Genomic DNA, 19,390 nt, shown 5'->3' on the forward strand with positions numbered 1-19,390 from the left:
ACGTGCGCCAATCGTTTAGAAATGAATAGGAAGATCAGCGATGCTTAGTAAGCGTTTGCCGACACTCGCGTTTTTGCTTTCGGCTACATTGGGTTTTGTAGCACATGCCGAAACAGGAGTTGTTGTGAATACTGAATATACGCCAATCATCGAACGCTCTAACGGGCAGTTTGTATCATGTGGAATACATTACTCTGCGGTTGTGCAGGGAACTGATGATGTGTTTGGAGTTCAAGGGTCGTGGAACTCAATGTATTACTCAGGGCAGCACCCCGGTGTATTGATGAAGGTGCTCGCGGTTCGGCCTAACGGCGATCAGCTTGAACAGGTGCCATTAATCGAGGCACAATTTAGTGGAGTGAAATTCAACACATTCGATCTACTCCAAGAAGCAGGTGAAGATCATTCGAGACTCATAATCTTTACAATGCTGGAATCCATGGAAACTCTCGAGAACTATCAGATTGAGATGCCAAACGGGTTTTGGATATTTCTGACCATGAACGGGAAATCGAACGACTTCAGTTTCAAGCTACCTCGTCTGGACAATACAAACGGTGGGTTGGAATCCCTACAGGAAGTAGCGAACTGTGACGTGAGCGCTATGGAGGATTGGATGGAGAACAACATTGAGTAATGCCTCCCCCAATCCGTCTGATACCCGCGCGCGCCATACTCATCTCCTGCCCTCACAGGAGCCGGATCAGGTGCCGTTCTGGTTGTGGGGTCAGGGACAGGATGGGCTTTGTGGGAGGTGTACGGTCCCGCACGGCCCTAGGCAGGTCAGGCCAGGGTGAGCTTGCGAAGGCAAGTTGGGAATCCGCCTCGTCCGGACGCACGGGAGTCAGGCCTCCCCGGATGCGCCTTTCGTGTGAAAAGCACGGAGGCAGTGTTCGCGCGGCGCCGGTAACGAAGACCCGGGACCTTGGGCCCTTTCGAGGTGTCCGCTGAAGACCCTGTCCGGCGCGGCGGGCGGTAACGCTCCACTCCGTAGCCATCTACAAATCATCAGGCGGAGCGCCACGGCGCCCGCTGCGCCAGGCTCTTTGAGCCAAAAAGAGATACCCGGATGGTTTCGGCCAGTCCGGATGTTTGTGCTGGAGGGAACATCGCAGGCCCCCACCTGTCCTCCCCCTTGCAGGGGGAGGAACGCAGACAGCAACCGCCTTGCTTGAGGGTCGTTCTCCCCCTTGCAAAGGGGGAGCTAGAGGGGGATCGCGATGGCATGGCCATCGCCCCACCCCAGCTCGGGCCGGGGGAGAATTGCCCCCCTAGACCCCCACCTCCAGCATCGCCTTGTAGGCCGGGCGGGCCTGCACTTTTTCGAGCCAGGCCTTTGTGGCGGGCATGGCCTCCAGCGCGCCCGCGGCGGCGGGGGACTGGATCTGGAAGGCCATCAGGCAATCGGCGGCGGTGAAGGTCTCGCCCGCGAAATAGGCGTGCTTCGCCAGATGGGCCTCGATCGTCTTCATCGCCTTGGCCTGTTCGCCCTCCATCGCGGCGGCCAGCGGCGTGTCCAGCAGGCCGGCATTCATCAGGTAGAAGCGGAACAGGCCCGGCAGGAAGATCGCCCCCTCCGCCGCGTGGACCCACTCCAGATAGCGCGGGAAATCAGCCGAATCCGCGCGCGGGTGAAGCGCATGGTCCGGGTCGTGCCTGGCCAGCAAATATTCGGCAATCGCGCCTGTCTCGGCGATCACCGTGTCGCCATCCTCCAGCAGGGGCGACTTGCCCATCGGGTGAATCTCCAGCAGCGCCGCCGGGGCCAGCCGGGTTTCCGGGTCGCGGCTGTGGTGGACAATCTCATGCGGCACGCCCAGCTCGGCCAGCAGCCAGACAATGCGCTGCGAGCGCGAGGCGTTGAGGTGGTGCAGTTTCAGGCTCATGGTGGGGCTCCCTTGATGGATTCTTCGCGTGGCGACTCTATCTTAGGCGCATGCAGGCCTTCGCAGAGCTTCTTGACCGTCTTGTCCTAACGCCTTCGCGTAACGGCAAGCTACGCCTGATTGTCTCCTATTTCCGCAGCGCGCCAGACCCCGACCGCGGCTATGCCCTCGGCGCGCTGACCGGGGATCTGGACCTGAAAAGCATCAAGCCCGCCGCCATACGGGAACTGGTGACAGACCGGATGGATTCGGAACTCTTCCGCCTGTCCTATGACTATGTTGGCGACATGGCCGAAACCGTCAGCCTCGTCTGGCCGGGCGAGCGGCGCGCGAACCACCCCCCGCCCCTGTCGGAGATTGTCGAGGCGCTGGACGGCGCAACCCGGCCAGAGGCGCAGAGACTGGTGGCGAACTGGCTGGATGGGCTGGACCCGACCGGACGCTGGGCCCTGCTGAAGCTGATCACGGGCGGCATGCGGATCGGCGTCTCGGCGCGCCTCGCCAAGCTGGCGCTAGCGGATTTCGGCGATGTGGATGTGACAGAGATCGAGGAGATCTGGCACGGCCTCGCCCCGCCCTTTGACAGCCTGTTTGCCTGGCTGGAGGGCAAGACCGGCAGGCCAGAACCGGATATTCGCGCGCCCTTCCGGCCGGTCATGCTGGCGCATCCGCTGGTCGCCAAGGCGGAGCGGGACAATCCCGATGCGGTGGACCCGTCGCTGATCACGTCAGACGCCTTTGCCGCCGAATGGAAATATGACGGCATCCGCGTGCAGGCCAGCAGCGAGGGCGGCGTCCGGCGCATCTATACGCGGACGGGAGACGATATCTCCCACACCTTCCCGGACGTACTGGCGGGGATGGATTTTGAAGGCACGCTGGATGGCGAACTGCTCGTACGCGCGGACGACGGGGAAAGCGTGGCACCGTTCAATGCGCTGCAACAGAGATTGAACCGCAAGACCGTCTCGAAGAAACAGATGGATGCGCGCCCGGCCTTTATCCGTGCCTACGACCTGCTGCAGGATGGAGATGAGGATGTCCGCCAGCTGAGCTTTCGGAAAAGGCGCGAACGGCTTGAGGCGTTTATCGCCGCCACTGCCAGCCCGCGCTTTGATCTCTCTCCCCTTGTCCCGGTCACAACGCTGGAGGACCTCGACGCCCAGCGCATGACTCCCCCTGCGCCGGAGATCGAAGGCCTGATGCTGAAACGCTGGGACAGCCCCTATCTGCCCGGCCGGGTGAAGGGGCATTGGTACAAATGGAAGCGCGATCCCTATCTCGTCGACGCCGTATTGCTGTACGCCCAGCGCGGACACGGCCGTCGTTCCAGCTTCTATTCCGATTTCACCTTTGCGGTTTGGCGCGATGAAGACGGCGAAGACCGGCTAACCCCGGTCGGAAAGGCCTATTTCGGATTCACCGATGACGAACTGAAGCAACTTGACAAATTCGTCCGTGAAAACACGATTGAGCGCTTCGGGCCGGTTCGGTCGGTGACACCGTCTCTCGTGCTGGAAGTTGCGTTCGAAGGGCTTCAACGGTCTGCGCGTCACAAATCCGGCATCGCGATGCGCTTTCCCCGGATCAACCGTATCCGATGGGACAAGCCCGCAGACGAGGCGGACCGCCTGAAGACACTTGAGGCCATGTTGCAGGAATAGAGCGCTTCCACAAGCAAGGCGCAGGCGCAGAGGCCGCGGCGAAAGCCGAGAACAGCCTCGAGCAAAAACAAAAAAGGCCGGATGACATGCACCCGGCCTCTTCAAAATTCACTGGAACAGGAAATCCTTAGACGGACTCTTTCAGTTCCTTGGAGACGCGGAAAGCAACTTTCTTCGACGCCTTGATCTTGATGGATTCACCCGTTGCCGGGTTGCGGCCCATGCGTGCCGGGCGCTTGCGCACTTCCAGCGTGCCGAGACCGTTGAGACGGAAACGTTCGCCCTTCTTCAGGCGCTTCGTGATCCGGTCAGCCAGATCGGAGAAGATCTCTTCCGACTGCTTCTTGGTCAGGCCGTGAGCCTCTGCCATTTCAGCGGACAGCTGGCGCATCGTCACCGTGGTTGGTGTCTTTGCAGCGGTCGCGCGGGCAGCCGTAGAACGCGTAGCGGTTTTCGGCGCAGCTGCCTTGCGGGCGGCTGGCTTTTTCGCGGCAGCGGTCTTTGCAGCAGGCTTTTTCGCTGCTGCAGTGGTTTTACGGGCCGTGGTGGTCGCCTTCTTGGCGGCCGGTTTTGCAGCGGCCTTCTTGGCCGCAGGTGCTTTTGCCATGAGCAAATTCCTCTTGTGAGTCTCCGCAGAGACCGCGCCCTATAACGCGAAAAATGCAGGCTGCATCCCACTTTTTTCATACGCCGCCAATTTGCCCCATTTGAAAAAGGCCTCATATGAGACGCATGAAAAAGCATCTGCCCCTGATCATTCTTCTGTTCGGAATCCTTCAGCCACTATCCGGAGCGCTTGCGCCTGCACTGGGTATTGGCACTCCAATTGGAAATGCCACCCGGGACATGACCCTGCCGGAACAGCCGCTTCCTGTATTCTTTTCCATCTGGAGCGTGATTTTTCTGGGCTATTTTCTGTTTGGACTCGCCTATTGGCGGGCTGGCGAACCCTGGATGGACCGAATCGCTATTCCGCTTGCCTGGGCTGGTCTTTTCAACATTGTCTGGATGCTCAGTGCGCAGCTGATCGCATTTCAGCCCCTGGATTTCCTGCTATTGTTTCCAATTGCAATCGCAGCCTGGATAGCCGCGTGGCGGGCGGATAGCTTGCGCGAAATGGGGTGGAGCCCCAAGAAAGCGCTTGCGGATTTTGCTTCAGCCATGCTGTCGGGATGGATCACTGTCGCCGTCGCGATTTCCATTCCCCTGACCCTGCGAACTTTTACCGATATCGGCGCAACGGATTTCCCGTGGCAGATGCTCTGGATCACGCTTGTCACCGCGTGCCTCGCGGCATGGATGTTTGCCCGTTATATCAGCCGCAGCTGGTGGTATTTTATCGCTCTGGCCTGGGGTGTGATGGGTATCGTTCTCAACAATTGGCTTGTCACCGGAATGCACTGGCTGGCGATCATGAGCGCAATTGTTCTGGCAATTACAATCTGCCTCCGCCTCTTTCGCGGGGCAGACGGATCGGTCATACCGGTCTGAACAGCTGGACAGGGTGTGCAAATTGACGCTCTGTTTGCACAATAGTGGATGAGCGGTTCGACATGGACTTCAACGACATTACCCTGCCGGATGTTGATACATCAAACTGGCCCGTCTGGCTTGCCGCGTCCTGGCCCCTCATCGAAAAATGGGGCTTGGTCCTCCTCGCCTGCATGCTGGTCTGGTTCGTATCGGGCTTGGTCAAGAAACTGGTCGTCGCATTCGGAAAGCGCGTCACAGCAAAGGACAAGTCTTTCGAAGGCTCAAGCTGGGATATTGCAAGCTCGGTCGCGCGCGTCTTTGCGCTGATCTTTTTGTCGCCCCTGCCCTTGGGCCTTGCCGGCTATGACTGGGAAGCCATAATCAATCGGCGTGGGCCGGGCGCTTTCGCGGCAATAGCCATCCTTGTTATCGCGGTCTTGTTCGCGAATTGGGTCGCACGATCCATGCGCAAGATGGGCAATCAGGCACATATGAGGCACGGTGCGGACGATACGCTTTTCGCCTTCTCTGCCTCCCTCTTGAAATACGTCATCTTCGCAATTGCAATTGTACTGGCACTGACGCAGCTCGGCTTTCCCACGGCGTCGCTCGCGGCCTTGCTGGGCGGCGCGGCGCTGGCCATTGGTCTGGCGCTTCAGGACACGCTGAAGGCTGTGGCAGCCGGTGTAATGCTGGCGATTTTCCGACCGTTTCGTATCGGAGACTACGTAACGCTCTCAGGTATGGAAGGTGAGATCACCGACATCACGCCCTTCCGCACCACGTTCAAACAAATCGACAACAAGGTCGTGTCTGTGACGAATGACAAGGTGTGGGGCGATCCTCTGGTCAACCACACACGCCAGACAAGGCGGCGTCTCGATCTTTATTTCGACATTTCCTATGACGACAATATGGACCACGCGCTGGAAACCCTGCTGGGCGTCGCGAATGGTCATCCGCGTGTACTGGCCAAGGACGAAACCTGGGTCGGGGTACACGCATTGGCGGACTGGAGCGTGCGTCTTCGCCTAAGGGCGTTTGTCGCCACACCAGAGTTCGTTCAGGTCCGTGCGGACATCACAAAAGGCGTTAAAGAGGCCTTTGATCGCGAAGGTATCAGCATTCCCTTTCCGCATCAGGTCAACATGGCCTACCGCCCTCCAGCGCAGCACACCTCGGAACAGGCGTAACAATCAGACATTACAGATACTGAAGACTAATCCCTCCACACAAAAGGAGTCACTACATGCCCGAAGACCTGACGCTCGAAACCATCTGGAGCGAATACAGCCCCTTCATCATCTCATTCGGCGTGAAAGTGCTCGGCGCCCTGCTGGTCCTGATCATCGGTCTTCGCATCGCAGGGTGGCTTGCGGGCCTGGTACGCACCCAAGCGCTGAAGCGCGAAGGCATTGATGATACGCTGGGCAATTTCTTCGCCTCGATTGTTCGGTGGGCCATTACGGCGGCAGTTCTCATCGCCGTTCTGCAAGTGTTTGGCGTGCAGGCGACCAGCTTCGTGGCTGTACTCGGTGCCCTGACGCTGGCCATTGGTCTCTCGATGCAGGGCGCGCTCGGAAACATCGCGTCCGGCGTCATGATCATGTTGTTTCGCCCCTACAAGCTGGGCGACTATGTTGAGGCCGCCGGCGTTGGCGGCACGGTGAAGGACATCAATCTCTTCCAGACGGTTCTGGCCACACCGGACAACGTCAAAGTTCTGGTCCCGAACAGCCAGGCGATCGATGGCGTGATCGAAAACTACTCCGGCTACCCCACGCGGCGTGCAGATGTCACCTTCGGCATCGACTATGATGACGACATGGACAAGGCCATCGCCATCATCCGCCAGGTTATCGATTCCGACAGCCGCATTCTTCGCGATCCCGAGCCATTCGTCAAAGTTGTCAATCTGGGCGACAGCTCCGTCGACATCGCAAGCCGTAGCTGGGTGCAGGCCGCCGACTATTGGGACGTGAAGTTCCATCTCACCAAAGCCGTGAAGGAAGCTTTCGATCGCGAGGGAATTTCCATTCCGTATCCGCACCAGGTCGAAATCCAGAAGCAAGCTGCCAACGACTAGTTCGCCCAGCCAATCACCATGTCGACAGATCCCAATTCAGAGCTGCCAGAAGTCAAGGTTGAGCCGATACCCGAGGCCCCTCCGCCTCGGGCGCCGGTGAAAGTGCCGCCCCGACCGCTTCTGGTGCGCCTGTTTGGCATCTCGATATGGGGCTCGCTGAAACTGCTCGCGCTTTGCATTCTCGTAGGTTTTTTCGTGCTGGCGTCGCAATTCAATCCCGCCAATCCGGACGTGGACATGGGCGCAGCAATTGCGAATGTCGCCAGCACCGCCCTGGCGGCTCTTGGATGGGCAATGCAGAACTTCTGGAAACCAGCACTGGCCGGCGCGGCCGTCGTGATGCCGATCTGGATTCTGTGGCGGCTCGTCAGCCTGCCATTCAGGAAGTAGCGTCGGCAGGTGGCCAGAGCTGGGTCTGACAGATCGGACCAATACAGCCCTTCACCTCCAGCACTCCATCCTCCAGCAAGCGGATCTTCGACCCATAGGTCTTGCCTTCTTTCGGATTGTAGATGGTTCCGCCGGTCCAGCCACTGGCCTTTTGCTTGAAGCCCTCAAGCATGGTCAGGCCAAGGATCTTGTCACCCTTCGCATCGGTGGCCGTCTCCGGCGTCATGCCCTCGGAAACGCTATCAGGATCGATCCAGACAATCACACCGCAAGGCGTCCCGTCACCGCAGTCAGAGATGCGGATGTGCGAGCCCTCCTTCTGCGTCACGAATGTGCCGAACACGTCCAATGGACCCGCCTGAGCCCCTCCCGTGCAGAATGCCGCGACGGCAATCGACAAAAGCAAACGATTCATGGGTGCCTCCCTCCTCCAGCGCCCTATACTCTTACCATAAAATCATAGTGGGAGGAATCACATGGACACGACGAAACTGATGTACCGCGACGGCCTGATGGCGGGCGAGCGCGTTCTGGTAACCGGCGGCGGTACGGGCCTCGGCAAGGAAATGGCGGAAGGCTTCCTGAAGCTGGGCGCAGAGGTCCACATCTGCGGGCGACGCGGACAAGTCTGCGAAGATACCGCCAGTGAATTGATGGAGAAACATGGCGGCAAGGTCGTACCGCATGCCTGTGACATCCGCGTGGCCGAAGCGATCACTGACATGAATGATCACATCTGGGCAAAGCACGGGCCGCTTACCGGCCTGATCAACAATGCTGCAGGCAATTTCATCAGCCGGACCGAAGACCTTTCGATCCGCGGCTTCGATGCAATCTCCAATATCGTCTTCCGTGGCACGTTCTACATGACGCACGACATCGGCAAACGCTGGATCAAGGAAGGCCATCGCGGAAACGTCTGCTCGATCCTGACAACCTGGGTCTGGAATGGGGGGCCGTTTGTCGTGCCGTCTGCAATGTCCAAGGCCGCTGTGAACACAATGACGCAATCGCTCGCGGTTGAATGGGGACGCTACGGCCTGCGCTTCAACGCCATCGCCCCCGGCCCCTTCCCAACCGAAGGCATGTCAAAACGGCTCGCTCCGGATGCTGAGGGGGCAAAGCGTACGGATTCCGGCGCTGCAAACCCGATGGGCCGTGTCGGAGAAATGCACGAACTGGTCAATCTCGCCGTCTTCCTGATCGCGCCGGGCGCGGAATATGTGAACGGCCAGACCATCGCCATCGACGGCGCGATGTACAATGCGTCCGGTGGCAATTTTGCGCAGCTGACCGCTTGGGGCGATGCCGAGTGGCAGGCCGCACGCGATGCGATTGAGGCCACCAACGCGAAAGACAAGGCAAAGCGCACGGTCTGACTCGTTTCAACTGGACAGGCATGGTGACTTGGCTAGGCTCCGGGCAGTCTCTTTCCTTCACGGAGCCAGCCGATCATGCCCGACTCCCCCACTGTCCCTCATGCGCCTGGAATTACGGCGCTCGGCGCACGACTTTCCGAGCTCAGTCGCCAACATGAGGGCGCAGTTGTTGCACTGACTGGGTCCGTCGCATCAGGCAAGACGACGCTGGCCAACAAGGTCGCGTCGTTTCTGGCGAACGCGCACGCCGTGGAAACCGTCTCGACGGACGGGTTCCTGTTTCCGAATGATGTGTTGGAGGCGCGCGGACTGACGCTACGCAAGGGATTTCCGGAGACGTACAATGTCGCTGCGCTGGGAGATGCGATCGAGGCCCTCTCCAATGGCGCAGCAGACTTTCCCGGCTACAGCCATGTTACCTATGACATAGACCCTGCATTGACGCAGACGATTACCCAGCCGGACATTCTTATTCTCGAAGGCCTCGGCTTTCAGCCCCTCTCAGCACCCCCCCGTTCAGCGCGCGAGCCGGATTACCTTGTTTATCTGGATGCCAGTGAGGAAAACCTGCTCGACTGGTACCTGGAGCGCTTTCAGCGCCTCTGGCACGCCGCAAAAGATGACCCGACTTCATTCTACGCAAACTTCCTGCACATGTCAGAGACAGAGCTGGTAGAGTTTGCAACATCGGTCTGGGATCGGATCAATCTGCCAAACCTGCGCGATCATATCGCCCCCTTGAAAGAGACTGCCGATATCATCGTGTTGAAAGATGCCGATCATGCCATACGCATCACGCATGACAGGATCGGCTAGGGCTTTCTATGCGTTCGGCGTGATGAGGTATTTCTCGCCGGTGGCCTTGGCATCGTAGGCTTTCAGCGTATCGAGATTCAGGGCCTCGGCCAGAGAAATGCGTTTGGTGTAGTGGCTGGCAAAGGTCGTGGTCAGTTCGTCAATCACGCGCTTGTACATGCGCGCACGAACTTCCTTGCCAGCCTTCTGCAGGAATGGTGTCAGCAAGTATCCGCTGAGATTCCACGCAAAGCCCACGCCCGGCGGCACGAGCGTCGGCGACATGTCCAGGCGACCATAGATGAAAACCTGCGTTTCCTGACCGGAGCCATAGCGCGAATACTCTTTCATCTTGCGGCTTGCGGCCGCTTCCATGGCGATCAGCAATTGACCGGCCAGTGGCCCGCCACCGATGGCATCAAAGCCGAGCGTCGCGCCCGTTTCCATCAATGCCGCAATCAGGTCTTCCATGAACGTCGGTGAGGTCGAATTGACGATATGCTTCGCGCCAATGCCCCGCAGGATTTCGGCCTGCTCTTCCTTGCGGACGATATTGACCAGCGGGACGCCATCCTTGAGGCAGATCTTGTTGAGCATCTGTCCCAGATTGGACGCCGCCGCCGTGTGGACCAGAGATTCATGCCCCATATTCCGCATCGTCTCGACAAAGGACAGCGCTGTCAGCGGGTTCACATAGCAAGAGGCGCCCTGCTCAGCTGAAATGCCGTCTGGCAGCTCCATCACCTGCGCAACATTCAGCATGCGGTATTCAGCATAGAACTCCCCGCCGAGCCCGGTAACGCGCTTGCCCAACAGGGCCTGAGCCGCTTCGGACTCTCCTGCCGCGACCACGGTGCCCGCGCCTTCGTTTCCAACCGGTAGAGACTCACCGATACGGGCTTTCATGGCGCGCATGCCAGCTTCCGGCACTTTCGCGGTGATGACCGGACGGTCCGCAGTGCCGCTTTGCACAGCCGTGCTGATATCACCCGCCCCAACCAATAGGCCAAGGTCCGACGGGTTGATCGGGGTGGCTTCGACCTTGATGATGATATCTGTCGGGCCCGGCGTAGGAATCTCCACTTCCGCCAGTGACAGCTCCAACTCGCCCTCCGGCTTGATCAGCGTGCGAATTTGCAGCCCTTTTTCAGGCAATGTCGACATATCCAGTTTCCTTCCTTCTAAGTTTATCAGGGACGCAAAACGACTTTGCCCACGACCTCACGGTCCGTGAGCAATCGGTAGGCTTCGCGCCACTCCTCCAATGGCAATTCAGCGTGAATGCGTGGCCGGGTCTTGCCCTCTGCCGCCCATTTCCAGATCGCTTCCATATTCTCCTTACCGCGCTGCGGGAAGCGACGGCCATACTCACCCGCCCTTACACCGACCACTGAGAACCCCTTGATCAACGGCATGTTCACTTTCACCTCCGGAATACGTCCGGATGTGAAACCAACCACCAAAAGCCGCCCGTCAAATGCAATGCAGCGTACACTCTCATCAAACACATCGCCCCCGACGGGATCAAAGATAACATCTGCCCCCCGCCCGGCAGTCAATGTCTTCACCTTGTCGCGAAACCCCTGGCTGACATTGATCACATAGTCAGCGCCGTGTGCTAGTACGGTATCAAGCTTCTTGTCCGAAGCTGATGTGGCGATCACCGTTGCGCCCAACAGTTTGCCCACATCCACCGCCGCCATGCCTACACCGCCGCTTGCCCCGTGCACGAGCAATGTTTCGCCTGCCTGCAAATTCGCCCGGCGCACCAGGGCCACATAGGCTGTCAGGTATGCCGCGGGATAGGCCGCTGCCTCTGCAAGTTCCATTGTCTCTGGAACACGGGACAGTCCCCCCACCGGCAGCACAGCGTTCTCAGCGAAAGCACCTGTCTTGTTGCCGCCCACGACGCGATCGCCGGGCGCAAACTCAGTGACGCCTTCGCCAACCGCCTCCACTATTCCTGCGCATTCCATGCCCTGCGTGAAAGGCAGTTCGGGCTTCATCTGGTACTTGCCGTGGCTCATCAAGAGGTCGGGAAAGTTCACACTTGCCGCAGAGACGCGAACGAGCACCTCCCCCTTTCCGGCCTCCGGAACAGGAATGTCTTTCAGTGACAGGCCTGAAAAGTCGTCCGTCAGCGTATCACAGACGAGCGCTCTCATAGTTTGGAGACGAGGTCTTTCACCATGCTTGCAATCTCAAGGCAGGCCTTGCGCGAACCGGGAGAGAAACCCGTGAAAGCGGTGAACGCATGCGGCAACGTATCATAGCGTTTGTGCACGACCGGAACCCCGGCCTTTCCAAGACGCTTGGCATATTCATCACCCTCATCACACAGCGGATCATGCCCCGCAGTGATCAGGATAGCGGGCGGCAGACCGTCAAGCTCCGCCGTCTGGCCCGGAGAGAGCAACGGATCTGCCATATCGAAATCATCCGGCAGGTATTGCTCCATGAACCAGTTCATCGTGTCGGTACTGAGGGAAAAGGTTTCGCCAAACTCGGTTTTTGACGGCAGCTCCTCGACCATGTCGACCGCTGGATAGATCAGCAATTGGTAGACCGGCAGCGGCTTGTGCTCTCGCTGCATTTCCTGCGAGATGATGGCTGAGAAATTGCCACCCATACTATCCCCGCCCACGGCAGCCATACCTTCCGGCGCACCATAGTCGCCGGCGTGGCGAACGCCCCATTCATAGGCCGCGATGGCATCGTCGATCCCGGCCGGAAACTTGTGCTGTGGTGCCAGGCGATAATCAACCGACAGGACAGGCCCACGCGTGACCGATGCCAGGATGGAACACCAGGCATGACAGGTTTCCAGATCGCCGACGACACCGCCGCCCATATGATAGTAGACGAGCAGAGGGACCGTCGCGTCCTGTCCGGCGGGTTTATACAGGCGAACGGGAATCTCGTTCCGGTCCGGCCCAGGAATGGTGAAGTCCTCAGTCGAAACGCCAGGCTCCAGCGGCGCAGCCATCATGGCCAATTGGTCTCGCACGGCGGCCTGCACGGTTTCTGCATCCAGAGACGACATGGGCGGTGCATTGCGCCCATTCCAGGCAACCAATTGCAATTGCGGCTCCAATACGCGGCCGCGCACTTCGACTGGCTTGCCGCCCGCCATGCGTACCAGCAATCCGTCCGGAAGCTTGAAGATGAATTTGGTGATCAATTGCTGCAGGCTCATGGTCGCCTCCCGTCCTGTCTTGTCGGCGGGAGCTTAGACCTGTCAGTGTGTTCACGCCAAGAGGCGTTTGACCTTACTTTGCGGCAATCTCCCGTACCCCCGCCAGCAGCATGGCGGTAGCGAACTGTGTTGCACCATCAACGTCCACAGGGCGTCGCATGAGCATATGCTCGCCCATTTCGCGCGCGATCCCGATAGCAGCCGCCGTAAGATACGCAGTGTCGATCTTCGGGCCGTCCTCGCCAGACAGGACATGCTCCAGATCGGCCCGGATCTCATCTGCGACCGCCAGCATCTCCGGCGTGTCCACCCGAACACCGATCAGCGCCAGATGTGGCGCGCCATTGCGGATCGGCTCTTCATTTTCTGTCGCGATAAACCCAAAATAGGCCCGGTAGGCGTCATGGACATAGGTCTCGAAATCCGTCGCATAGGCCCGCACATCCTGCAGCCGGGACCGAAACCGATGCGTGGAATCCTCGGCAATCGCCTGGAATACTTCTTCCTTGGATTTAAAGTAATTGTAGAAGGTGCCCGCCGCGAGCTCGGTTTCACGAATAATGTCGCGCACCGTCGTCGCCTCGAACCCGATCCGCGCAAACACACGGCGCCCTGCCTCCAGAATGGCACGGCGGTTGGCGGCCTTGGACCGGGCACGTTTTCCCGACACGCCGGACAGGGTTTTTGCAATCGATGTCATACACGCTTTTCCTTGAGGAAGCCCCGCATCATGGCCAAGGCGTCATCATGCGTCAACTTTTTAGACAGTTGAGCCGAGCTCATCCATCCCCTCGCCCATATCGCGGTCTCGCCTGTGCTGGCGATAGGCAGACAAGACGATGCCGAACACGACCCGCATCAGGATCAGCAGAAGCACCCCCAAAAGTGGCTCATTCGTGCCAAAGGCCAACACCGCGCCGAGAATAATGGCGACGTGCAGCGTTACGATACGCCCATACGGAGAGAACATTTCCGTCGCCAGATTGGCCTTGCGAAACTCGCCGCGTATCAGGAAATCGCTGACATAGAACACGCCATTCATGATCAGGATTGCGAGCACGAAGTATGCCATCCCCTGCCCGGACCCGAGGGCCCAGGAAATCAAGTCACCGACGCCAGGACTTCCCACACCGCCATCCATTGCAAAGGCGCGCAGGAACACGCCGTGGCCATAACAGAACATGCCATAGTGAACGGTGAAGAACGGCACCATGAAGATTGCGCCGAATACATTCGCGACATTCGCAAAGCCGGTGGCGACAATTCGCAACACGGTGAACAATCCGATCACCAGATTCTCCAGCCAATAGAGTGCGACAAGCGGCGTCGCGCCCCAGCCAAAGACCAGAACGGCGACAATCGGCGCCAGGTCAACGACCAGTGACGCCACCGCCAGAGGGTCGCGATAGGTCCGTGCGATCAGGTCTGGATCGAAGAAAAATTTCACTCGATTTCAAGGCTCGGAACAAGTTCAGGCATCGGCTCGATCGTCGGCTCGTAGCGGAACTCATGCCCCGGCTTCCAGCCATCACGTGTCTCGAACTCCGAGACCGAGACGAGCGCCCCATCCTCCGTCAGACGCCCTGTCGAGCGTACGCCGATGATGTCGTTCAGGCCGGTGACCGTCTCGTATGCCGTCCAGCTACCATCGTCGTTCAGCGTGAAACTGCCGGACGTCCTGAAGCCGGCACTGGTAATGTAGACATAATCCAGTTCGCCCGAAGCGCGATTCTTCTGAACATAGGTGACCCCACCATAGGACCCATCGGCCAGCACATGACGATTCACCAGAACAGAGCGGCCCAGATCCCAATTCCATTCAGAATAATCAGCAGGCTGTCCCTGCGCCTTGTCGGCGTCACCCGGCTCACCATACCAGCGCGTGCCAACCAGGCTGGCCAGCATGCCGAACTCGCTGGCGATCGCACTGTCTTCAATGATCGGAGCGCTTGTTGAAACCGGCGCCGCTGCAGGGTTTTCGGCCGTCGCGCATGCACCCAGCATCATCACAGATGCCGCTCCGGCTATCCACAGTCCCCTCATGTCTCGTCTCCCCGTCCCTAATAGGCTTGAGCATACTCATAGGGAGGAAATGTGAAAGGGTCGCGCGGTGACAAACCCTTGGAGCCCCTGGGATTGTTGTAATTGCCCGTCAGGATTTCGTAATGGATATGGATGGCTGTCGCGTTGCCGCTGGATCCCATGAAACCTACGGGCTGACCAAAGCCGATCTCTCCACCCTTCTGAACGCCGGGCTGAATGTAAGCGAGATGGGCGTAGCGCGTGTAGACGCCCTTGCCATGATCAATCAGCACCATATTGCCATAACCGGTTGAGACCCGCGCTTCGATGACCCGCCCCGGTGCAGCCGCGTAGATTGTGCTCGCCGGACGCGACTGCAGATCAATCCCGTCATGACGACGCCCGAACCGCTGGCCGAAACCCGATGTCAGGCAAACATCATTCGCGGGCGCCGCAGCCAGCGGTACACCGTTCACCACCACAATAGGCTTGTAGTTTATCACCCAGCCATCCTCATCCACGAGCGGTGAATTGGAGACACGAATGCCATAGCAGGCCCGCAGATACGCGTTCGGCTCAAACGGCCCTTGTGCGGCTGCTCCGGCCGCAGGGGCCGGCGCAGGCTGCGGGCGCGAAACCGTGGATTCAGAAGGGTAATGTACCTTTACCGGTGCCGGAGATGCGCAGGCGGCCAGGAAAAGCGTCGCAGAAATCAGGGGCAAACGGGTCATGGACACCATTTATGCCCTGAAACCGGTTAACATCAGGCAACGACGCGGGCTCGCTTCGCGCCCCGTTCGATTTCCTTCATCAGGTCACGACAATAAAGATTGAAATCGACCTGCATCCGGTGACGCGGGCTGTCGTAGAAATGACCAAGATGCTGCTTCTCGTCCTCTTCGGTAATCCGGTCCATCTCCGCTTCTGACGGAAATGCGTAATCCCCATTCAGCGCCGCCGCGACGAGCTTGGATTGTTGCTCAGCGAAGTTCACGAGTGTCGGCAGCGGCTGTGCGAGACCCAGGAAGAAGATGGTTTCCCGTCCCGGCTTCACCATCCGCTTGAACAGGGGGAAGACGTTTTCCTTAGGCGTCAGGTCATCCTGCTTCAGGAACGGGAAGGTCACATTGTAGCCAGTTGCCCAGACAATCGCGTCTATCTTCTCTCTTGTACCATCCGTGAACACAACACCATCGCCGTCAAGGCGCTCAATACCCGGTTTCGGAGAAATGTCTCCACAGCCGACCCGCGTCAGGAATTCACCGGATACGGAGGGGTGACCATCCAGCGGTTCATGATCCGGCTTCGGAAGTCCGTAATCTTCCATCATGCCAATCGTCTTCTTGATCTTCTTGCGGGCAAGCGCCCGCCCGATTTTCGATGGCAACCATGCCGGAAGCACAGCCTTGTCCGCTGGCTGGCCATCCATGTATTTCGGCATCACCCATACGCCGCGGCGCATTGAAATGAACAGCTTCTCCGCGAGTGGCTTCTGGGAAAGTTCCGAGGATATATCCATAGCGGAATTTCCACCGCCAACCACCATGGCCCGCTTGCCGCGGAAGTCGAAAGGCTCGAATGGATCCGTGTAATTGTGGGAATGGACCTGATACCCGTCAAAGCTTCCGGGATATTCCGGCATGCGCGGATCCCAGTGATGGCCATTCGCCACGATTACCGCATCATACTCCCGGCTTTCGCCGGTCGACAGCGTCACCTTCCAGCGTCCGCCCGGCAAATCCTCCACTTCGGTTACGGCCGTGTTGAACGTGATCGTCTCCCGCAGACCGAAATGATCGACATAGCCATGAAAGTACTGAAGCAGCTGCGCATGATGCGGAAAATCCGGCCAATCCTCCGGCACCGGATAGTCCTCAAAGGCCAGTCGCCACTTGGACGTGTCGATATGCAGAGATTGATAGCAGGACGACGCGCCGTTGGGGTTTTTGTAGTACCAATTCCCGCCAATATCGTCCGACATCTCAAAGCAGTCATATGGGATGCCATAATCCTTGAGGCGCTTGGCCATCGTAAACCCGGAACATCCCGCTCCGATGATACAGGTCTTTGGCTTTGTAGCTCCGTCGAATGGCATCTCATTTTCCTCCAGGTGAGCCTTTTGTTTTCGCTCTTTTCCTGATGATGTTATCCGGGCAGAACGACTCGTCAAATGAATGAGGGCCAATATGAGCGATGACGCCACGTCACCTCCCGAACCTTGGGAACTGATGCAAGAGAACATCGAAATGCTGAGCGGCGGTATCCCGTGGGGACGGCGCATGGGCTTCCGTTTCACCAAGATCGAAAAAGGGCACTCATGGGGGATTCAGCCCTGGAAAGAGCGGTTGGTAGGCGATCCGGATACGGGCGTTATTCATGGCGGTGTCCTTACGGCATTCCTTGATAATCTGTGCGGCACCGCCGCCAGCTCGGCGCTGTCCAAACCGCGCTTTGTCGCCACGCTCGATTTGCGGATCGACTATATGCGCCCTGCCGAACAGGGTCGGGACATCATCGGCGAGGCCGAGTGCTACCACCAGACCCGCAATATCTGCTTCACACGCGCCTGGGCCTATCATGAGAGCCGCGACCGGGTGATCGCCACAGCCGCAGGCGCGTTTGCAATCAACAAGCCGCGTTCGCTCGACAGTATGAGGGCCATGTGATGGCGGAAGATATGAAGCTGACCGAAGCCAGCCGGGCAGACGAAGTCCGCGCTTTCGTGGACCGCACACCGCTGGCGCAGGAAATGGGCCTGCGCTGCGAAGTGATGGGCGATGAGATGACGATGATCATGCCGTATCAGGAAAAACTGATCGGCAACTTCATGATCAAGGCCATTCATGGCGGCGCTATCGGAGCGTTCCTTGAGATCACGTCTCAGGCCCAGGTTTTCCTCGTAACAGAACATCTGCTGCGCCCGCCTCGCCCCATCAACCTCACAATTGATTACCTGCGCCAGGGCCACGCCAAGGATCTCTATGCCCGTGCAGAGATCACCAAGATGGGCCGCCGCATGTGTTCTGTCCGTGCCGAAGCATGGCAGGATGAGCGCTCGAAACCCGTCACCACCCTGATGGCGCATTTCATGGTATCAGGAGATTAGGGCGCATCAGAAGCGAAGGGCGAACTGGTTATGAAACATGCGCTAACAGCGCTCGCCTTTTGTGCTGGATGCACATCCACTCAGTTGCAGGCTGCCTCGCCGGCCGCTCCTCCAGACCACCCGCTTCAGTGGATAACCGGCTGCTGGATCAGCGAAAGCGGCGCGGCCAAAGAGGTTTGGTCAGAGGCCGAAGCGGGGTATCTGTTCGGCTATGCGGTTACGCTTAAAGAGGGAGGCGTCAGTTTCTTCGAACAGATGCGCATCCAGCCCGGTCCGCTCTATGTGCTGAATGTTTATCCCAAGGGGATCGGTCCCTCGAAATTCGTCGAAAGCCTGCAAGGCGACCAATCCATCACGTTCATCAACGCTGCGCACGATTATCCCCAATTGATTCATTACCAGCGCCTGGGGGACGAACTGCACGCCCACATCGCGCTGGAGGATGGCACCAACCGTCGCGATTTTGCCTATCAGTCCTGTATGGATTGACGAAAATTCCGGCGGGTCAGGCTCCTAGTCGCCGAGACGCTCCACCTTCACCGGCTCACCATCGAACAGGGCCATGTATTGCTGCTTCAACGTATCCCGGAACAGATTTTGCGGAATGGTGACATGATAAGCGCCCTCCGCATACGACCCTATATCATAGGGCGCAAAGTGAACGGCATACCCACCAAATTTTCCGGGCTTGTCGGAAGGGACAAAGCTTGTCTCACCGGCCAGAACCATATCTGCACTGACCAATTCCCGCGCTTCGGCCTCAAAACGCTCCAGCTGTGACGCGCTGCCACTCTTGGCGGCCTTCTGCTTGGCGATCTCCTGCCAGACGACAGGCATATGAGCCTCAATGGCAGCCTGCGGTTTCTGGAAGAATCGGCTGAGGCGCATCGGCTCCCCCGTCGTGGCATCATACAGTCGACCAGCGGTAAAATAGTTGCCATGGGCGCCGCCGGTAAATGTGTAGTGAAACCCTTCAAGGCTCATGATGTTTCCAGCTTCGGCAACAACATCCCATTTTATGCGGAGCCCATAGGCCCGGAAATAGTCCGGATCGGCTTCACGATAAGCCTTGGCGTCTTCGGACATGGCCTCGATCCTGATCTGGGCACTTTCGACCAGATCCATTCCGATTGCAGGCGCCTTCGCAAAGGCCGCCTCATCAATCTCGACTTCCGCCAGCAGAAAATCTTCCTCGACGATAATCTCACGCGGCAGATCATCGACCGATGCAATAGTCGCCACGTCGAGCGACGCATCATCTCCGCCAGCCTCACCTGGGCCATCTTGAGTTTCGGACACATCCGAAAGATCCCGAACCTTCTTCTGGCATCCCGTCGTCAGCAGGACAGCCCCTGCCAGTGCTGCCAGAACAAGCTTCTTCATTCGGGACCTC

23 protein-coding genes are annotated in these 19,390 nt (G+C 58.6%); 11 read left to right on the forward strand and 12 right to left on the reverse strand.

The features are described from left to right. Window positions 1–40: 40 nt before the first annotated feature. Window positions 41–637, forward strand: coding sequence for a hypothetical protein (locus HF931_RS01285; RefSeq protein WP_273241567.1), 597 nt, complete (start codon window positions 41–43; stop codon window positions 635–637). A gap of 634 nt (window positions 638–1,271) precedes the next feature. Here the strand turns inward: HF931_RS01285 and HF931_RS01290 are convergent. Next, window positions 1,272–1,886 (reverse strand): glutathione S-transferase family protein, encoded by a 615-nt coding sequence (locus HF931_RS01290; protein WP_273241568.1) that lies wholly within the window; start codon window positions 1,884–1,886, stop codon window positions 1,272–1,274. 50 nt (window positions 1,887–1,936) lie between these two features. On the opposite strand from HF931_RS01290, the gene HF931_RS01295 reads away from it, so the two are divergent. Next, on the forward strand, window positions 1,937–3,550 hold the full coding sequence (locus tag HF931_RS01295) for a cisplatin damage response ATP-dependent DNA ligase (RefSeq protein ID WP_273241570.1): 1,614 nt from the start codon (window positions 1,937–1,939) through the stop codon (window positions 3,548–3,550). A 127-nt stretch (window positions 3,551–3,677) separates the two neighbouring features. Here HF931_RS01295 and HF931_RS01300 read toward each other — a convergent pair whose 3' ends face one another. Beyond that, on the reverse strand, window positions 3,678–4,157 hold the full coding sequence (locus HF931_RS01300) for an HU family DNA-binding protein (protein WP_081806221.1): 480 nt from the start codon (window positions 4,155–4,157) through the stop codon (window positions 3,678–3,680). 116 nt (window positions 4,158–4,273) lie between these two features. On the opposite strand from HF931_RS01300, the gene HF931_RS01305 reads away from it, so the two are divergent. The 4 genes from HF931_RS01305 to HF931_RS01320 all read left to right on the forward strand — a co-directional run bounded on the left by HF931_RS01305 (window position 4,274) and on the right by HF931_RS01320 (window position 7,499). After that, window positions 4,274–5,041, forward strand: coding sequence for a hypothetical protein (locus tag HF931_RS01305; RefSeq protein WP_273241571.1), 768 nt, complete (start codon window positions 4,274–4,276; stop codon window positions 5,039–5,041). Between the two features lie 62 nt (window positions 5,042–5,103). Next, window positions 5,104–6,216 (forward strand): mechanosensitive ion channel family protein, encoded by a 1,113-nt coding sequence (locus HF931_RS01310; RefSeq protein ID WP_273241572.1) that lies wholly within the window; start codon window positions 5,104–5,106, stop codon window positions 6,214–6,216. A gap of 56 nt (window positions 6,217–6,272) precedes the next feature. Next, window positions 6,273–7,109 carry a mechanosensitive ion channel family protein gene (locus tag HF931_RS01315; protein WP_035554519.1) on the forward strand — a complete coding sequence of 279 codons (837 nt, stop codon included), beginning with the start codon at window positions 6,273–6,275 and terminating at the stop codon, window positions 7,107–7,109. Between the two features lie 18 nt (window positions 7,110–7,127). Continuing rightward, complete coding sequence (locus HF931_RS01320; RefSeq protein ID WP_162176009.1) at window positions 7,128–7,499, forward strand: DUF6460 domain-containing protein; 372 nt, start codon at window positions 7,128–7,130, stop codon at window positions 7,497–7,499. Here the strand turns inward: HF931_RS01320 and HF931_RS01325 are convergent. Next, entirely contained in the window at window positions 7,489–7,914 is a 426-nt protein-coding gene (locus HF931_RS01325) for a DUF2147 domain-containing protein (protein WP_051602855.1), read from the reverse strand. The two genes, HF931_RS01320 and HF931_RS01325, sit on opposite strands and share 11 nt — an antisense overlap. A gap of 61 nt (window positions 7,915–7,975) precedes the next feature. On the opposite strand from HF931_RS01325, the gene HF931_RS01330 reads away from it, so the two are divergent. Continuing rightward, the gene (locus tag HF931_RS01330; RefSeq protein ID WP_273241573.1) at window positions 7,976–8,878 is read left to right on the forward strand and encodes an SDR family oxidoreductase; all 903 of its coding nucleotides are present in this window, start codon (window positions 7,976–7,978) and stop codon (window positions 8,876–8,878) included. A gap of 75 nt (window positions 8,879–8,953) precedes the next feature. Next, complete coding sequence (locus HF931_RS01335; protein WP_051602854.1) at window positions 8,954–9,694, forward strand: type I pantothenate kinase; 741 nt, start codon at window positions 8,954–8,956, stop codon at window positions 9,692–9,694. A 6-nt stretch (window positions 9,695–9,700) separates the two neighbouring features. On the opposite strand, the gene HF931_RS01340 is transcribed toward HF931_RS01335, so the two are convergent. The 8 genes from HF931_RS01340 to HF931_RS01375 form a co-directional block, all read right to left on the reverse strand. Further along, window positions 9,701–10,837, reverse strand: coding sequence for a zinc-binding dehydrogenase (locus HF931_RS01340; RefSeq protein ID WP_035554517.1), 1,137 nt, complete (start codon window positions 10,835–10,837; stop codon window positions 9,701–9,703). A gap of 26 nt (window positions 10,838–10,863) precedes the next feature. Next, window positions 10,864–11,838: an NADPH:quinone oxidoreductase family protein gene (locus tag HF931_RS01345; protein ID WP_273241575.1), complete on the reverse strand. Its 975-nt coding sequence runs from the start codon at window positions 11,836–11,838 to the stop codon at window positions 10,864–10,866. Then, window positions 11,835–12,869, reverse strand: a complete 1,035-nt coding sequence (locus HF931_RS01350) for an alpha/beta hydrolase (protein ID WP_273012450.1) — start codon at window positions 12,867–12,869, stop codon at window positions 11,835–11,837. The genes HF931_RS01345 and HF931_RS01350 overlap by 4 nt, the downstream gene beginning before the upstream one ends. Window positions 12,870–12,942: 73 nt before the next feature. Further along, window positions 12,943–13,569 (reverse strand): TetR/AcrR family transcriptional regulator, encoded by a 627-nt coding sequence (locus HF931_RS01355; protein ID WP_273241576.1) that lies wholly within the window; start codon window positions 13,567–13,569, stop codon window positions 12,943–12,945. 60 nt (window positions 13,570–13,629) lie between these two features. Then, window positions 13,630–14,316 (reverse strand): DUF6498-containing protein, encoded by a 687-nt coding sequence (locus tag HF931_RS01360; RefSeq protein ID WP_273241577.1) that lies wholly within the window; start codon window positions 14,314–14,316, stop codon window positions 13,630–13,632. After that, window positions 14,313–14,912, reverse strand: coding sequence for a hypothetical protein (locus HF931_RS01365; protein ID WP_273241578.1), 600 nt, complete (start codon window positions 14,910–14,912; stop codon window positions 14,313–14,315). Before HF931_RS01365 ends, HF931_RS01360 begins: the two co-directional genes overlap by 4 nt. A gap of 17 nt (window positions 14,913–14,929) precedes the next feature. Then, window positions 14,930–15,622, reverse strand: a complete 693-nt coding sequence (locus HF931_RS01370) for a M23 family metallopeptidase (protein ID WP_162176008.1) — start codon at window positions 15,620–15,622, stop codon at window positions 14,930–14,932. 32 nt (window positions 15,623–15,654) lie between these two features. Continuing rightward, complete coding sequence (locus HF931_RS01375; RefSeq protein ID WP_273241579.1) at window positions 15,655–16,986, reverse strand: flavin-containing monooxygenase; 1,332 nt, start codon at window positions 16,984–16,986, stop codon at window positions 15,655–15,657. A gap of 91 nt (window positions 16,987–17,077) precedes the next feature. On the opposite strand from HF931_RS01375, the gene HF931_RS01380 reads away from it, so the two are divergent. From HF931_RS01380 to HF931_RS01390, 3 genes are read left to right on the forward strand one after another with little or no spacing between them, the layout of a single operon-like run. Next, on the forward strand, window positions 17,078–17,557 hold the full coding sequence (locus HF931_RS01380; protein WP_051602851.1) for a PaaI family thioesterase: 480 nt from the start codon (window positions 17,078–17,080) through the stop codon (window positions 17,555–17,557). Beyond that, the gene (locus tag HF931_RS01385; RefSeq protein ID WP_273241580.1) at window positions 17,557–17,997 is read left to right on the forward strand and encodes a PaaI family thioesterase; all 441 of its coding nucleotides are present in this window, start codon (window positions 17,557–17,559) and stop codon (window positions 17,995–17,997) included. Before HF931_RS01380 ends, HF931_RS01385 begins: the two co-directional genes overlap by 1 nt. 30 nt (window positions 17,998–18,027) lie before the next feature. Further along, window positions 18,028–18,486: a DUF6265 family protein gene (locus HF931_RS01390; protein ID WP_273241581.1), complete on the forward strand. Its 459-nt coding sequence runs from the start codon at window positions 18,028–18,030 to the stop codon at window positions 18,484–18,486. A 24-nt stretch (window positions 18,487–18,510) separates the two neighbouring features. Here the strand turns inward: HF931_RS01390 and HF931_RS01395 are convergent, their stop codons facing one another. Next, window positions 18,511–19,380 carry a DUF3298 and DUF4163 domain-containing protein gene (locus HF931_RS01395; RefSeq protein ID WP_273241583.1) on the reverse strand — a complete coding sequence of 290 codons (870 nt, stop codon included), beginning with the start codon at window positions 19,378–19,380 and terminating at the stop codon, window positions 18,511–18,513. Between the last annotated feature and the right edge of the window lie 10 nt (window positions 19,381–19,390).

The organism is Hyphomonas atlantica corrig. (assembly GCF_017795365.1).
GTDB lineage: Bacteria > Pseudomonadota > Alphaproteobacteria > Caulobacterales > Hyphomonadaceae > Hyphomonas > Hyphomonas atlantica.

Coding starts and splice junctions, on each gene's coding strand:
- HF931_RS01285 (WP_273241567.1), top strand. CDS start 41: ATGCTTAGTAAGCGTTTGCCGACACTCGCGTTTTTGCTTTCGGCTACA.
- HF931_RS01290 (WP_273241568.1), bottom strand. CDS start 1,886: ATGAGCCTGAAACTGCACCACCTCAACGCCTCGCGCTCGCAGCGCATT.
- HF931_RS01295 (WP_273241570.1), top strand. CDS start 1,937: ATGCAGGCCTTCGCAGAGCTTCTTGACCGTCTTGTCCTAACGCCTTCG.
- HF931_RS01300 (WP_081806221.1), bottom strand. CDS start 4,157: ATGGCAAAAGCACCTGCGGCCAAGAAGGCCGCTGCAAAACCGGCCGCC.
- HF931_RS01305 (WP_273241571.1), top strand. CDS start 4,274: ATGAGACGCATGAAAAAGCATCTGCCCCTGATCATTCTTCTGTTCGGA.
- HF931_RS01310 (WP_273241572.1), top strand. CDS start 5,104: ATGGACTTCAACGACATTACCCTGCCGGATGTTGATACATCAAACTGG.
- HF931_RS01315 (WP_035554519.1), top strand. CDS start 6,273: ATGCCCGAAGACCTGACGCTCGAAACCATCTGGAGCGAATACAGCCCC.
- HF931_RS01320 (WP_162176009.1), top strand. CDS start 7,128: ATGTCGACAGATCCCAATTCAGAGCTGCCAGAAGTCAAGGTTGAGCCG.
- HF931_RS01325 (WP_051602855.1), bottom strand. CDS start 7,914: ATGAATCGTTTGCTTTTGTCGATTGCCGTCGCGGCATTCTGCACGGGA.
- HF931_RS01330 (WP_273241573.1), top strand. CDS start 7,976: ATGGACACGACGAAACTGATGTACCGCGACGGCCTGATGGCGGGCGAG.
- HF931_RS01335 (WP_051602854.1), top strand. CDS start 8,954: ATGCCCGACTCCCCCACTGTCCCTCATGCGCCTGGAATTACGGCGCTC.
- HF931_RS01340 (WP_035554517.1), bottom strand. CDS start 10,837: ATGTCGACATTGCCTGAAAAAGGGCTGCAAATTCGCACGCTGATCAAG.
- HF931_RS01345 (WP_273241575.1), bottom strand. CDS start 11,838: ATGAGAGCGCTCGTCTGTGATACGCTGACGGACGACTTTTCAGGCCTG.
- HF931_RS01350 (WP_273012450.1), bottom strand. CDS start 12,869: ATGAGCCTGCAGCAATTGATCACCAAATTCATCTTCAAGCTTCCGGAC.
- HF931_RS01355 (WP_273241576.1), bottom strand. CDS start 13,569: ATGACATCGATTGCAAAAACCCTGTCCGGCGTGTCGGGAAAACGTGCC.
- HF931_RS01365 (WP_273241578.1), bottom strand. CDS start 14,912: ATGAGGGGACTGTGGATAGCCGGAGCGGCATCTGTGATGATGCTGGGT.
- HF931_RS01370 (WP_162176008.1), bottom strand. CDS start 15,622: ATGACCCGTTTGCCCCTGATTTCTGCGACGCTTTTCCTGGCCGCCTGC.
- HF931_RS01375 (WP_273241579.1), bottom strand. CDS start 16,986: ATGCCATTCGACGGAGCTACAAAGCCAAAGACCTGTATCATCGGAGCG.
- HF931_RS01380 (WP_051602851.1), top strand. CDS start 17,078: ATGAGCGATGACGCCACGTCACCTCCCGAACCTTGGGAACTGATGCAA.
- HF931_RS01385 (WP_273241580.1), top strand. CDS start 17,557: ATGGCGGAAGATATGAAGCTGACCGAAGCCAGCCGGGCAGACGAAGTC.
- HF931_RS01390 (WP_273241581.1), top strand. CDS start 18,028: ATGAAACATGCGCTAACAGCGCTCGCCTTTTGTGCTGGATGCACATCC.
- HF931_RS01395 (WP_273241583.1), bottom strand. CDS start 19,380: ATGAAGAAGCTTGTTCTGGCAGCACTGGCAGGGGCTGTCCTGCTGACG.